Origin of the sequence: Actinomyces sp. zg296 (assembly GCF_009829695.1) — a bacterium.
Classification (GTDB): domain Bacteria; phylum Actinomycetota; class Actinomycetes; order Actinomycetales; family Actinomycetaceae; genus Actinomyces; species Actinomyces marmotae.
Map to the genome: position 1 here is coordinate 53,081 of NZ_VWPG01000002.1, position 13,655 is coordinate 66,735.

Genomic DNA, 13,655 nt, shown 5'->3' on the forward strand with positions numbered 1-13,655 from the left:
CGGGACTCCGGCGCGCACGCGCGCTGGGCGCAGTACGCGGCAGCGGGGCCGGTGGGGCTCAGCGCCATCGCCGGGGGGAATACTCGGCGTCGACCTCCTGGGCCCGGCGGCCCTCGCGGGCGAGCAGGCTCTGCTTGGTCGCCAGCCCGTAGCGGAAGCCGCCCAGGGACCCGTCGGCGCGGGCCACGCGGTGGCAGGGGACGAAGAGCGCGGCGGCGTTGAAGGCGCAGGCGCCGGCCGCGGCCCGCACCGCCCGGGGGCTGCCGCACAGGGCGGCGTACTCGGCGTAGCTCACCAGGCGCCCCGGGCCGATGCCGCGCAGCACCTCCCAGGCCCGCTCGCGGAAGGGGCCCGAGCGCTGGAGGACCGGCACCTGGGCGGGGGCACCCAACTCGCCGTCGTAATAGGCCTCCAGGGCGGGGAGTGCCTGGGCCAGGGCCCCGGGAGCGGATCCCGACGGCGCCTCCTCCAGGCGCCCGGGGCGCAGGCCGGGGTGGATGAGCGCGAGCAGCCCGGCGGGATCCTCGGTCCACCCCGAGGCCAGCACGGCGCTGCCCGCGATGATCGTGAAGGGCCCGTCCGGGGTGGGGACCGTGACCACGGAGGCCGTCAGCCCGTCCCGGTCCCGTAGAGGTCGCGCCATGCCCCTATCCTCCCGCATCCCTCATGCCAGGGCGAGGGACAGGGCGGACGTCGCCTCATCCCAGGGCAGGCGCTCCTGCTCCAGGCTCAGGCCCCAGTCGATGATCATCCGCCAGGCGCGCATCTGCTCGTAGCCCAGGCCCTCGGGCTGCGGGCCGTCGCGGCTCACCCGCTTGCCGGGGTCGGCCACCGCCAGGCAGCGCCAGCGCTCCAGGGTCGGGGCGTCCATGAGCACCGGCACGATCCCCGGCAGGCGCTGGCTGAGGCAGGCCAGGATCCTCATGCCGTCGGCATCGAGATCCCCCCAGTAGACGACGCGGCGCGCGCGGCGAGCCCAGGAGAGCAGGGGGAGCGTCTGGACGATCTTGTCCCCCGCGCCCCAGACGGCCACGGTTCGCGGCCGCTCCTCCAGGGCGAGGAAGGTGGCCAGGTTCTCCACGGCGATGACGTCGATGAACCCCGCCCGATCGGCCCACATGCGGCTGATCTCCTCCACCGGGGCCTCGACGTCGCGCAGGCCCCCGGCGGCCAGGCCCGGGTCGAGGATCCGCACGCGCACGGTCGTGGGAGGACGGCGCAGGCCCAGCCCGGACTCCACGGGGAGGCCCCCGCCCCGGGCCGCGCCGAGCAGGCGCTGCACCACGCGACGGTGCCGCTCCAGCCACTTGGTGTCCAGGCCGGCGATCGGCAGCTGGCGCAGGTAGAGGCCGGAGGCCGGATGCGAGGCCAGCCAGGCCACGGCGGCGACGAGGCGCTCGACGTCATCGTCCTCGTACTCGACGACCTCGCCGATGACGGCGGCCACCGCCTCGGCCGCGCCGCCCTGGCCTGACAGGCCGGTGGGCCCCACGCCCAGGGCCTCGAGCATGCCCGCGATCATCCCCGCCCGCGAGCTGGCCAGCCCCCAGTGGCCGGCGCGGCCCGCCGCCGATGCGATGGCATCGGCTCCCACAAGCTGGGCGCGCACGGGCAGGTGCTGGGTGCCCAGCGACGCCCAGCGGCGCCCCTCCCAGATGACGGTGCCGGGGGCGGAGCGCTCCCATTGGCGCCAGGCGGCGATCCACGCGGCGACGCCGTCGACATCCGCGAGCGCAAGGTCATGCGTGGGCGGGTCGAGGGACAGGGGCAGCACCTCGGCGCGCGCCTGGTCGGGGTTCGCGGCCCAGGCGGCGTAGACGCGCTGGTAGCGCACGGCGGCGCGCGCGGCGAGTTCGGCCGGGCCCCTCACAGCGCCTCCAGATCGAAGCCCTCGAAGAGGTCGCCGGGCCGCTCGGGGGCGGCCCAGGCGCCCCTGCGCGCCGGGGCGTCGAAGAGCACCATGGACAGGGCGGAGGCGTCCCCCTCGGGGGTGTTGGTGACCATGGCCGCGCCGCCCACGTGCTCCTCCAGGGTCTGGAGCATCTTCATGGGAGTGGCCAGCAGCAACTGGAAGCCGAAGCCGCGGAAGACCTCCAGGCCGGCGCGGGTGTAGTCGGCGTCGGTCTTGTCGAAGGCCTCGTCGAGGACCACCAGGGCGTAGCCGGGCAGCTGGTTCCCGGGGTCGGTGAGCTGGTAGCGCAGGGCGGCAGCCAGGCAGAACACGACGAGCTTCTGGCGCTGCCCGCCGGACAGGCCCGAGGCCCCCTCGTAGACATCGACGACGACGCCGTCGACATCGCGCTCCTCGGCGCGGAAGGCGACGTGGAGGCGGGTGTCGAGGCACTGACGGCGCCAGGCCGCGTCGCGGGGCTCGGAGGAGCTGAGCCGGCTCATGATGCGGCCGAGCAGGGCGTAGCGCTCCTCGGCGCGATCGGGGGACTCGTCGTCGAGCTCGAGGCTGCCCGAGGCGATGGTCGCCAGGTCCCGCAGGAAGTCATTGACCACGGGCAGGCGCCGCTCCTCGACCTTGATGCGCAGGTGGTGGCCGGGCGAGTACTCGGTGGTGGCCAGGGCGTCGTTGACGGGCCCGATCCGGGCCCTGACCTGGCTGACGGCGCGGCGGATCTCGGAGGCGAGGTGGCCGATGTTCTGGCGGGACTGGGAGCGCAGGAGGGCGGTGAAGCGGCGCTCGTGACGGGGCAGGTCGTCGGATTGGAGGCGGGCCAGGATCGCGAGGAACTCGTCGAGGTAGTCGATCTCGGGCAGGACCTGGCCGCGGGTCTCGGGCCAGGTGGCGACGAAGGTGGACATGGTGACCACGGCGCTGGCCACGGCGCGGGCCTCGCTACGGGCGGCGGCCTCGCGCTGCTCGACGATCTCCTTGGAGACGCGGGCGGCGACCTCGCTGATCTCCTCCAGGTTCGGGCGGCGGCGGCGCTGGGAGCGGAAGCGCTCGTCCAGCTCGACCCGCATGGGCCCGGACTCGGGGGCCGACAGGATGAGGGCCTCCTCCTCATCGCCCGGGGTGAGGGCGCCGGCGCGCAGGGCCTGTTCCCGCTCGCGCAGGCGGTCGAGTTCGGCGGTGGCGGCATCGCGGTTCTCGGCCTCTCGGACCAGGGAAGCGCTGAGCTCGCGCAGGGTCTGGCGGGCCCGGGAGAGCGCCTGGCGGGCCGTCTCGATGCGGGCGTCGAGCTGGGCCAGGCCCGGCTGGGCGTCCCGCAGTTGCTCGCAGCGCCGCGCCCACCGCTCGGCTTGGGAGGCCGCGGAGGCGACATCGATCTGCTCCCAGGTGAACTCCGTGGCGCGCTGGCAGGCGGCGAGCCGATCGCGCAGGACGGCCTCGCGGGCCTCCAGGCCGTCGAGGCGGGCGTCGGCCCCTGCCTTCTCCCGGGCGCGGGCGGCGAGCTCATCGACGACGAGCTCGAGCCTCTCGCGGGCGTCGACGCCGATCACCCAGGCGCGGGGGTCGGCCGGGTCGCGGCGGTCATCCTTGAGGTGGGCGGTGCGCGAGGACTTGACCTGGCCGGAGCGGGTGACGCCGCGGTCAACGGCGGCGAGCTCCTCGGCGCCCTCGACGCACAGGTGGTCGAAGCGCCGCATGAGCTCGACGTTGAGCCAGTCGGCGTGCTCGGTGCCGGGGATGGGCTCGATCTTGCGGGCCAGGGCGCCGCCGGGGACCCGGGGGACGCCGCGGGCGGCCTGCGCGGCGGGCAGGAGGCGGTCGAAGTGGAGGCGGGCGCCCAGGTGGAGGGTGTCGACGGCGGCGAGCACGTCCCGGTAGAGGCGGTCGGGGACGAGCATGTGGGTGGCGAAGCCCCCAGCGACGGCCTCGATGGCGACGCGCCAGTCCTCCTCGCCGTCGACGACGCGCAGGATCTCCCCGGCGAAGGGCAGGACGGAGGCGGGTTGGCCGATGACGGTGGCGATGAGGTCGCGGGCGCCGAGCAGGCGGGGAGGCATGGCGGAGCGGCTGGCGAGGATCTGCTCGCGCTCGGTGGTCAGGGCGTCGACGCGGCGCTTGAGGTCGAGGGCGGCCAGGCCGGCGGTGTCACGCTCGGCGCGCAGGGAGGCCAGTTGGCCTCGCAGGGAGGAGTCCTCGGCGGCCAGGACCGCCTGGAGCTCGTGGTGGGCGCGCGCGTCGGCGGGGGCGGTGGCGTCGAGCTCGCTCAAGCAGCGCTCCAGGGCGCGGACGGCGTCGGCACGACGGGCCGCCTCCGCCTGGGCGGCCTCAAGGCGGGCGGTCGCGGCGGGCAACCCAGCGCCGGCGGCCCCGTGGCGCTCGGCGCGCAGCAGGTCGAGGTCGGCGACGGCGGCGTCCTCGCGGGCGGCCGCCCGGGCGACCTCCGCCTCCAGGCCACTGACAGCCGCGGCGGCGCGGTCGCGCTCCTCCTCCAGGCGGGCCAGGCGCAGGTGGTGGACATAGCCGGGCACGGCGGCGGCGAGCGCCTCGGCGTGGGCCTGCTGGGCCCCAGCGTCGATGATGGTGCGACTGAGCTCGGACAGGGGGGCGAGGGCCCTCTCCTGCTCGCGGGCCTCGACCACGGCCGCATGCGCCTCGCGCAACTCCCCGAACTGCTCGACGGCGGCGTCGGCCAGGCGCAGGGTCTCAGGCTCGTCGAGCATGAAGTCGCGCAGGAGGGTGTCGAGGCTGGCCAGGGACTTAGCGGCCTGGGTGCGGTGGAGGAGGCGCTGGGCGACCTCGCTGGACAGGCCGAGGCGGCGGCGGAAGGCCGCGGCAAAGGCCTCGTACTTGTCGAACAGGCGCAGGCCCTCGGGGTGGTCGCGGCGGATGGCGCGCCGGTCGATGCCGTGGGCGAGGTAGGGCAGGAGAGTCGTGAGATCCGGGGACCCTTCGGCCATGAGGAGGAGCTGGGCGACGGCGTCGACGGCGTTCGTGCCGGCACGCACGTGGAACAGGACGATCAGGGTGAGCGACTCGGCGCCCTCACCGCCCTGGGAGAAGGTGAGGGCGACCCCACTGCGGGTGGCGCCGGCGCGCAGGAAGTCGGTGACGACCTCGCCGGTGGCGCCATCGGTGGTGCGCCGGTAGGCGCCGCGCACGTAGCTGAGGATGGTGCGGGCGCGGTCGGTGGCGCCGGAGTCCTGGGCGGCGGCGTTGAATCGCCGGTTCTTGGCGGGCACGAGCACAGCGGACAGGGCGTCCAGCAGGGAGGACTTGCCCGAGCCGGACGGGCCGGTGAGGATGAGGCCATCGCGGGGCACGGGCAGGTCGTGGTAGCCGTTGAAGGTCCCCCAGTTGTGGACCTGGATGCGGGACAGGCGGTGCTGGGCGTCCGCCTCGCGCAGCCGCGAGCGCGTGCGGGTCGAGCGCGGCGCCGGGGGCACCGGGGAGGCGGCGCGGCGGCGCTCGCGGGTGGGGGCGGGGGGCGTCGTCGTTCTCATGGCCGCTCCTGGGAGTCAGCGCTCGGGGTGGATGGGGAGCGCCGCGGGCCCCGTGGGCGCTCAGAGCCCCGAGTTCCCCGCGCGCCTCCGAGCCCGGCCCCGTCATCGTCCTGCTCGGCCAGCATGGCCTCGTACTGGGCGGCGACGGCGGCCACCTGGTCGGCACCGAAGACGAGGGCGAGGATCGGGGAGATCTCATAGCGCTCGTCGACGCTCGTGGACCGCAGGAGCGAGGCCTTGACCATCTTGGTGATGGAGGCGCTCACGCGCCGCTCGAAGCCGGAGAGGTCCGTGGAGGCGCGCCGCCGGTAGATGGCGAGGTGGTCGATGAGTTCGGAGCGGTCGACGAAGACGCGCTGACCGCCGCCCATGGCGCGCAGGAGGAGGGTGCGCAGGTAGAGCAGGAGGGCGGTGTCGATGAGGGTCAGGGGCATGGCGCGCACCACGGAGGGGGCTTGGCCGGTGGGGTCGTCGGCGTTGCGCACGAACGCGAAGCCGGCCTCGCGGTCCACGATGAGGCTGAGGAACATATTGGCCAGGTGGTGGCGGACGGCGTCGAGGTCGGCCATGAGGGCCTGCCAGGGCTCGGGGTGGAGGGCGGCGGAGAGGTAGGGGCCCTGGACGAGGCGGACGATGGCGCTGCGGGTGGCGCGGGGCAGGGTTCCGGCGTCGCCGTCCCACAGCGCCCCCGGGGGCATCTCCGACGCCGGCTCAGCCGGGTCCGCGGGCGCTCCTTGGCATGCCGGCGCCGCGGGCTCAGGGGGCGCGGCCGGGCCGTCGGCCACGGCGGGCGACGACGACCGTGTCGGTGGTGGCGGCGGTATCGCGCCGACCCCGCCGGGCGGCGGGGGCGGGACCTCCAGGTTCATCTCCTGCAGCGGGCTCTCGGGGCTCATTCGTCGTCTCCCTCGGGGCGCGGTGCCAATGCGGCGGAGTCGGTGGACGGTCCGGCCACAGGCGCGGTGAGCACGAGCCGGGGGATGGTGGCGCGGCGTTCCTCTCCTCCCGCCGTCGACCAGGAGATCTCCTCCTCGCCGCAGGCGAGAGCGCCGGCGCGCCTCCCGATGAGGAGCAGGCCGATGACGCTGGCCAGGCCCTGGGTGGCGGGGTGGTCGGCGAGGATGTCGCCCAGGGTCGCGGCGCCGCGGCGCGCCATCGAGTCGGCGACCGCCTCGGCCAGCTCGATCATGTCGATCTCGGAGGCGCGCACGGCCTGGCGCATGGAGTCCAGGTCGAGGCCTGAGGCGCTGTGCGTGACGATGTCCTCGGCGACCTCGGCGTCGGCGGGGTTGTTGAGTCGCCAGGAGCCGACGCTGGCCAGCGGCAGCCCGGTGAGCTCCAGGCTCATGCCCATGGGGGCGATCGGGGCGGCGCGCTCAGCGGCCCGCCCGGCGAGCGCACAGGCCCGGGAGAGCTCGTCGGACAGGCGGCGGTGCTCCTCGAAGGCGCGGCTGGCCACGAATGCGCGCAGGGAGCGGGAGAAACCGGTCATGGTCTGGCGCACGCCGCCGGCCTCGGTCACGAGGGTGGAGCGCCAGTCGCGCAGGAATCGGCGGTCCGCCTCGTCGAGCATCTCGGCGAAGCCGCGGCTCAGGGCCTCGTCGATGTGGTCGTCGAGGAGCGCGGAGGACTCGGGGTCCTGGAGGAGCTCGAAGAAGCCGAGAAAGGAGCGGCCGGCCTCGGAGGATTCGATGCGGTCGACGCCGCGGAAGACGTCGTCGAGAACCTCGCCGCGGGACCCGGGGGCCTCGACGATCCGTTCGCGCAAGGAGCGGTTGAGGTCGGTCATCTCGGAGCGCACGCGCGCTAAGTCGCCGGGGATCTGCTCGGCCAGGGCGATGATCTCCTTGAGGCGCTCGGCGCCGTCGTGGGGGTCGAGGGGCTCGGCCTGGTCGGTTTCGACTCGGGCGATCTGGGCGTCGATGGCGTCGCGCTCGGCCCGCAGGCCGGCCAGGCGGCGCTCCGTGGAGGGGTCGGAGTCGCGCACGAGGCGGTCGAGCTGACTGGCGATGGAGGCGAGGCGGGAGTGGGTGGCGGCGGGGCGGGGCCGCTCGACCTGGGCGAGATAGCGCAGTGCGGCCTCAGCGGGGGCGGAGAGCTCGTAGGACTCCTCGCGCTCACCGGGGGCGGTGGAACGCACGAGGATGCCCTCGGCGCGCCAACGGTCGCAGTAGGTGCGGGCCGTGGTCCTCTCCCCCAGGTCCATGCCGGCCTCGCGCAGGCAGAGGAGGTCCTCGTCGATCAGCTCGTGGAGGTCGGCGACGCTCATGCGGCGCCTTTGGCCGCCCAGGTGGGAGCCGAGCACGGCGACGGCGATCGCGGCCTGGTCCAAGCGCAGGAGGCGCAGCCCGGCGTCGGCCTCGGGACCGGCCAGGAGGCGGCTCGCGCTCAGGGCGGCGGCGACGACGCCTGAGGACCGGGGCATGGCACCTCCTTCAGGGCGGGGGGCGGCGGTTGCGAACCCGCCGCACGGTACCCGCTATCCCTGACACCCGGCTGAAGGCGGACAGGCGCCCAGGGGCTCCCGCTAGTGCGCGGTGACCGGTTCGTCGGCCTCAGGGGTGGCGGGATCCGGGCCGTCGCCGTCGAGGTCGGCGCGGTCGAGGTCGTCGAGGTCCACCTGCGCGATGGGATCGGGCGGATTGTCCCCGGCGGACAGGAAGAGGCCCACCCAGGCGGCGCGCCTATCAGTGTCGATGAGGAGGGCCTTGGCGAAGAGGGTCAGCGGGATGGCCAGGATCGCGCCGAGCGCTCCGATGACCTGAGACCAGAACAGCAGGGAGATGAAGGTGACGGTGGTGTTGAGGCCCACGGCGTCGCCGGTGAACTTGGGCTGGATAATGGACTGGATGACGAAGTTGAGCAATGAGTAGATGACGATCACCCACAGGGCCGTCCAGGGCCCGGAGTCCACCGCGGCCAGGAGGGCCGGCGGCATGACGCCGATGACGAATCCGATGTTGGGGATGTAGTTCGTGATGAAGGCGACGACGCCCCAGGTCACGGCCATGGGCACGTCGAGCCACCACAGGGCCATCGTGTCGAAGACGGCGACGATGAGCCCGAAAACGGTGGAGACCAGCCAGTAGGAGCGCACGGACTCCGCGAAGCCGGCCAGCGCCGAGGCGAGACTCGGCTTGAGCATGACCAGGGCGCGGGTGCGCCTCTCAATGCGCGCCATGTCGAACATGAGGAAGAGGACGGTCAGGCCCATGACCATGAGCATGGAGCCGATGCCGGAGATCTGCTCGAGGAGCGCCTGGGCGAAGCCGACGACCTTGGAGGTGTCGACGGCCTTGGAGGCCTGGGCGACGAGGTCGGTCTGGGACATGCCCAGCCGGGTGAGGCGGTCCTGCAGTTGCGTCCAGATGTCGGCGAACCGGTTCGAATAGCTCGGGAGGGTGTCGATGAGCTGCATGACGGCGATGCCGAGGAATGCGAACAGGCCCACGACGAAGGCGTAGATGATCACGATCGCGGCGAGCGCGGAGACGGGCCTCGGGATGCGGTGGCGGGTGGCCCAGGTGATCAGGGGCCGCACGGTGATGACCAGGGTGAGGGCCAGGAACACGGGGCCGATGAGCCTGCTCGCGTAGTACATGCCGACGCAGCACACCACGAGCGCGGCCACCGTGAAGGCGATCGTCTCCCCCTGGCTGCGCCCGGGATCATCGGCGGGCGCCGGGGAGGCGGGCGCCGGGGAGGCGGGCGCCGGGGAGGCGGGCGCCGCCTGATCGGATGTCGTCGCAGGCGGGAAGGGCGTCGGCCGCCCTGTTTTAGCGCTGTCGGGTCTCATGGCCCTATCCTCCGATGATTTCGCGCCGACCGGCGGCCGCTCTCATCAAGCGGCGGGAGCGGGGCCCAGGACGCGCTCGATCCACGGCTCGACGGCGGCGTAGAAGTCCCGGCGCCGGCTGCGGCGGATGAGGTGCCCCGCACCCTTGATGAGTACCGGAGTGATGAGCGGGTTGCCCAGGGATCGGGCCTCCTCCAGGCCGGTCGCGCCAAGGCGGGCCGAGCCGGGCTGGTCACCGCTGAGCAGCAGCGTGGGGACCGTGAGGGCGGCCAGGGCCTCGCGCCAAGGGACCTCGGGGGCGACGACGCCGGTGCGCAGGAGCTTCGGGTCCACGCGCTGGCTGGCCCAGACCGAGGGCAGGGCCTCGCTCTCGGGCATGGTGGCCGAGGCGAGGGCGCGCAGGACGGCGCCGGCGGGGTTGGCGAGCTCGGCGTCCAGGGCGCGCTTCCGAGCGGCGCCACGGGCGAGGAGCTCGGAGGGGCTGCGGGTGCCGTAGAGGGAGGGGTCCTCCAGGATGAGGCCGCTGACGAGCTCGGGGCGGCGGATGGCGGCGACCATGGCGGTCGCCCCGCCCATGGAGTGGCCCAGCACGATCGGGGCCGGCGCTGCGGTCAATCCCAGGGCGGCTCGTCCGCGGGCTTGGGTGTCGAGGTCGGTGAGGAGGTCCAGGGCGTCGTCGACGAGCTGCTCGCCGGCCCGCTCGAGCTGCGAGCGCTCCCAGGAGGGGGAGAGCCCGTGCCCGCGGGAGTCGACGGCGATGACCCGGTAGCCGCGCCGGGCCCAGTGGTTGATCGCGTCGGCCTGGGAGACGGCCGAGGAGGTGATGCCGTGCAGGAGGACAAGGGTGGGAGCGTCATCGCAGCCCACGGTGAGCCGCGCCAGGGAGGAATGCATGGGCGTCATCCTCCCCCATTAGGCTGTTCCCATGACAGGGGACAGAGATACGAATAAGCAACAGGTCGTCACCAGCGAGGAAGCGCTGTACGGACGGATGAACGTGGAGTCCTTCAACCTGGACCATCGGAGGGTGCGGGCCCCCTACGTCCGTATCGCCGACCGCAAGGAACTGCCGGGCGGGGACACCCTCATCAAGTACGACGTCCGCTTCTGCCAGCCCAACGTGGAGCACCTGGAGATGAAGGCGGTCCACTCCATCGAGCACCTGAGCGCCGAACTCATGCGCGACCACACCGACCGGCTCATCGACTTCTCCCCCATGGGATGCCAGACGGGCTTCTACGCGCTCATGCTGGGCGTTGAGACCGAGGAGTTCCTGGGGCTCCTGGAGGCGACGATGCGCGGCATCCTCGCGGCCACCGAGGTGCCGGCGGCGAATGAGGTCCAGTGCGGCTGGGGCGCGAACCACTCGCTGGAACAGGCCCAGGACGCCGCACGAGCCTTCCTGGCCAGGCGCGAGGAGTGGGAGACCGTCCTCCCCTCCTGATCCCGCCCCCCTCGCGAGACCGGTCGAAAATAAGAACGAGACCGGTTCGCCGTCCACAAGGACGACGGCGTGGGCGCGACATGAGACGAGCCTGTGGAAACAGGACCGGTCTCACTCCTGATATCAACCGGTCTCGCTCCTGATATCGACCGGTCTCGCGCAGGGGGCGGGATTTACGATCGGGGCATGACCGCTGATCCCGCGCCCGCGCCCCTCGCCCGGCACCTCGCCGGGCGGCTCGACGACGCCGAGGCCCCCGTTCTCGTCCTATCCCACGGGATCACGGACTCGGCCGCCTGCTGGATCGAGGCGGTCGAGCACTGGGCGCCGCGCCACCGGATCGTCGCGCTCGACGCGCGCGGCCACGGGGACTCCCCCCGCTGGGACGACGCCGATCTGAAGAACCAGGAGACTGCCGGGCGCCGCCTGGCCGCCGACCTCACCGACGCCCTGGAGGATCTGCGCTCCCACGGCCTGCGCGCGTCGCCCGAGGAGCCCTCGGCCGGCCCCCTGCGCGCGCCGCTGCTGCTCGTGGGGCACTCCATGGGCGGCGTGACCAGCCTCGATGTCGCCTATCACCGCCCGGATCTGGTGGACGGCGTCGTCGCGGAGGACCCCGCCTTCGTCACCCCGGCGTGGCGGGCCCTCCTGCGCGCGAACGCCTTCCGGCAGGTGGCCGAGTTGAAAGGCATCGCGAAGGACCCCGAGGCCCGCTTCACCGCGGAGACCACCGAGAACCCCACGTGGTCGCACCGGGAGGTGCGCGCGAGCGTGGAGGCATCCTGCGGCGTCGACCTGCGGTTCATCGGCCTGGGTTGCGTGTCCCCGCCGACGCCGTGGGAGGAGGTGGTCGACGGCCTGACCGTCCCCACGCTCATCATCACCGGCACCGACGGCGTGGTGCTGCGCGGCGACCACTACCTGAGCCTGCTCTCACGCAAGAACCCCCTCATCTCCACCGCGGTGATCGTGGACGCCCCGCACTGCGTTCGCCGCACCTTCCCCGAGCGATTCCACGCGGCGTCCGACCCGTGGATGGAGATGGTCATCGCGCGCGGGCGGCGGGGTGAGCGGGCCGCGTAGGCTCGCGGCATGACGCCCTCTCAGCTCGCACGGCCCCAACAGCCCGCGCCCCCGGACCGCCGGGCGCATTCCGTCGTCCTGACCGCGATGGAGGAGGAGGCGCGCCCCTTCCTCGAACGCCTCCCCGCGCTCGACGGCGCCGCTCCCCTAGCGCTGAACAGTGACGCATGGGCCGTGAGCCTCGCGCTGCCCCCCGTCATCCCGGGAAGCGCCGATGGCCAGGGCCCCGGGGCCCCCCGCGAGCTCATCCTCATCCGCACGGGGATCGGCTTGGTGGCGGCCGCCTCGGCGCTGGCGGCAGCGCTGGCCCAGGTGGCCCCGCGCATGATCATCTCGGCCGGGACGGCCGGCGGCCTGGCCCGCGACGTTGAGGTGGGGGACGTGTGCGCCTCGACGACCCTGGCCTTCACGGACGCCGATGCGACAGCCTTCGGCTACGCCCGCGGCCAGATCCCCGGCCAGCCCCCCGCCTTCGGGTCGGCCACCGGGCTGCGCGAAGCCATCGAGCTCCACGGCCCCGCGGCGCTGGCCGCCGCTACCCCGGCATCGTCGTCGGCGCGCATCCATGCCGGGCAGATGCTCTCCGGCAATTCCTTCGTGACGGCGGCGAACGTGGCGGACACGCGCGAGGCGTTCCCGGAGGCGGTGAGCACCGACATGGAGTCCGCGGCGCTGGCACAGGTGGCGGCCGCCGCGGGCATCCCCTTCGCCTCGGTGCGCGGGATCTCCGACCTGTGCGGGCCCGAGGCGGGCCAGGACTTCCACATCGGCGCCGACAAGGCCGCGGCCCGCAGCGCCGCCGTCGTCATCGCCGCCCTGGCCGCGCTCGGCTGAGGCCGGGGCGGTGGCGCGCCGGCCCAAGGGGCTGCGCGATGGGGCCCACTGGGTGCAGGCTTGGCCCATGAGCATTACTCCCCCCATTGCCCTGGCCATCGCCGGCTCCGAGGCCTCCGGTGGCGCTGGCGCGCAGACCGACATCAAGACCTTCCAGCAGCTCGGCGTCTTCGGCTGCACGGCGCTGACCTGCATCGTGTCCATGGACCCGAAGGCGAACTGGGATCACCGCTTCGTGCCGGTGGACCCGCAGGTGATCGCGGATCAGATCGAGGCCTGCGCCACCGTCCACTCCAGGATCGACGCCGTGAAGGTCGGGATGCTGGGCACGCAGCCTACAATCGACGCCGTCGACGCCGCCCTGGAGCGCCACGGCTTCCCGATCGTGGTGCTCGACCCGGTCCTCATCTGCAAGGGCCAGGAGTTCTCCTCGGCGATGGCCGTGGACAACGCGCTGCGCGAGAAGATCCTGCCGCGCGCCACGATGGTCACCCCGAACCTCTTCGAGTCGGCGACGCTGGCCGGCGTCGAGGAAATCACCTCGGTGGAGGCGCTCAAGGACGCGGCGAAGCGGATCTTCGACCTCGGCGTACCCAACGTGCTGGCGAAAGCGGGCCCGAGCCTGGGCACCGGCACGGCGCTGGACGTCTTCTACGACGGCTCCACCCTGGAGGTCCTGGAGGTCCCGGCAGTGGGCGCGGAGCGGATGCACGGCGCTGGCTGCACCCTGGCCGCCGCGGTGACGGCGGAGCTCGCCAAGGGGGCCACGCCCCTGGAGGCGGCGGTGACGGCGAAGAACGTGGTCTCGGCGTCGGTCAATCCCGGCATGCGTGGGAACATCCCCTTCACTTACGTCTGGCAGGGCAACTACCCTGAGTTCCTCGCTGGACAGCCTGCCCGGGGTGCCCGATGCCCCGCTCAGGCCAGCACGCCCAGAATTGGCGAGGTTTGAGGATTGCCCGGGCGCTCGGCGCCCACCAGGCCCGGCATCCCGCATCTCACAAGCCCCTGACCTGCGACGATAGATAATCCGACATCGCGTCAGCAAAAGGAATCCTCAAACCTCGCCATTTCCTCTCACCGCCGCCCGCGCCC

General features: G+C 73.3%; 11 protein-coding genes. 4 read left to right on the top strand and 7 right to left on the bottom strand.

What is annotated here, in order from left to right; translation table 11 throughout:
- Window positions 1-58 precede the first annotated feature (58 nt).
- From GVV76_RS00620 to GVV76_RS00650, 7 genes are all read right to left on the bottom strand, one after another.
- Window positions 59-643, bottom strand: coding sequence for a methylated-DNA--[protein]-cysteine S-methyltransferase (locus GVV76_RS00620; RefSeq protein WP_159624170.1), 585 nt, complete (start codon window positions 641-643; stop codon window positions 59-61).
- 21 nt (window positions 644-664) lie between these two features.
- Window positions 665-1,870: a DUF3322 domain-containing protein gene (locus tag GVV76_RS00625; protein WP_159624172.1), complete on the bottom strand. Its 1,206-nt coding sequence runs from the start codon at window positions 1,868-1,870 to the stop codon at window positions 665-667.
- Window positions 1,867-5,403 carry an ATP-binding protein gene (locus tag GVV76_RS00630; RefSeq protein ID WP_159624174.1) on the bottom strand — a complete coding sequence of 1,179 codons (3,537 nt, stop codon included), beginning with the start codon at window positions 5,401-5,403 and terminating at the stop codon, window positions 1,867-1,869. The genes GVV76_RS00625 and GVV76_RS00630 overlap by 4 nt, the downstream gene beginning before the upstream one ends.
- On the bottom strand, window positions 5,400-6,299 hold the full coding sequence (locus GVV76_RS00635) for a DUF4194 domain-containing protein (RefSeq protein WP_159624176.1): 900 nt from the start codon (window positions 6,297-6,299) through the stop codon (window positions 5,400-5,402). Before GVV76_RS00635 ends, GVV76_RS00630 begins: the two co-directional genes overlap by 4 nt.
- Window positions 6,296-7,828 (bottom strand): DUF3375 domain-containing protein, encoded by a 1,533-nt coding sequence (locus GVV76_RS00640; protein WP_159624178.1) that lies wholly within the window; start codon window positions 7,826-7,828, stop codon window positions 6,296-6,298. The genes GVV76_RS00635 and GVV76_RS00640 overlap by 4 nt, the downstream gene beginning before the upstream one ends.
- A gap of 102 nt (window positions 7,829-7,930) precedes the next feature.
- The gene (locus GVV76_RS00645) at window positions 7,931-9,199 is read right to left on the bottom strand and encodes an AI-2E family transporter (RefSeq protein ID WP_201292164.1); all 1,269 of its coding nucleotides are present in this window, start codon (window positions 9,197-9,199) and stop codon (window positions 7,931-7,933) included.
- 45 nt (window positions 9,200-9,244) lie between these two features.
- A complete protein-coding gene (locus GVV76_RS00650; protein ID WP_159624180.1) occupies window positions 9,245-10,093 on the bottom strand; it encodes an alpha/beta fold hydrolase in 849 nt (282 codons plus the stop codon).
- 97 nt (window positions 10,094-10,190) lie between these two features.
- Between GVV76_RS00650 and GVV76_RS00655 the strand changes: the two genes are divergently transcribed.
- The 4 genes from GVV76_RS00655 (at window position 10,191) to GVV76_RS00670 (ending at window position 13,512) form a co-directional block, all read left to right on the top strand.
- Window positions 10,191-10,643 (top strand): S-ribosylhomocysteine lyase, encoded by a 453-nt coding sequence (locus tag GVV76_RS00655; RefSeq protein ID WP_159522602.1) that lies wholly within the window; start codon window positions 10,191-10,193, stop codon window positions 10,641-10,643.
- Between the two features lie 186 nt (window positions 10,644-10,829).
- Window positions 10,830-11,726 carry an alpha/beta fold hydrolase gene (locus GVV76_RS00660; protein WP_159624182.1) on the top strand — a complete coding sequence of 299 codons (897 nt, stop codon included), beginning with the start codon at window positions 10,830-10,832 and terminating at the stop codon, window positions 11,724-11,726.
- A gap of 9 nt (window positions 11,727-11,735) precedes the next feature.
- Window positions 11,736-12,560 (top strand): 5'-methylthioadenosine/S-adenosylhomocysteine nucleosidase, encoded by an 825-nt coding sequence (mtnN, locus tag GVV76_RS00665; protein ID WP_159624184.1) that lies wholly within the window; start codon window positions 11,736-11,738, stop codon window positions 12,558-12,560.
- 67 nt (window positions 12,561-12,627) lie between these two features.
- Window positions 12,628-13,512, top strand: a complete 885-nt coding sequence (locus GVV76_RS00670; RefSeq protein WP_236263127.1) for a hydroxymethylpyrimidine/phosphomethylpyrimidine kinase — start codon at window positions 12,628-12,630, stop codon at window positions 13,510-13,512.
- Window positions 13,513-13,655 lie beyond the last annotated feature (143 nt).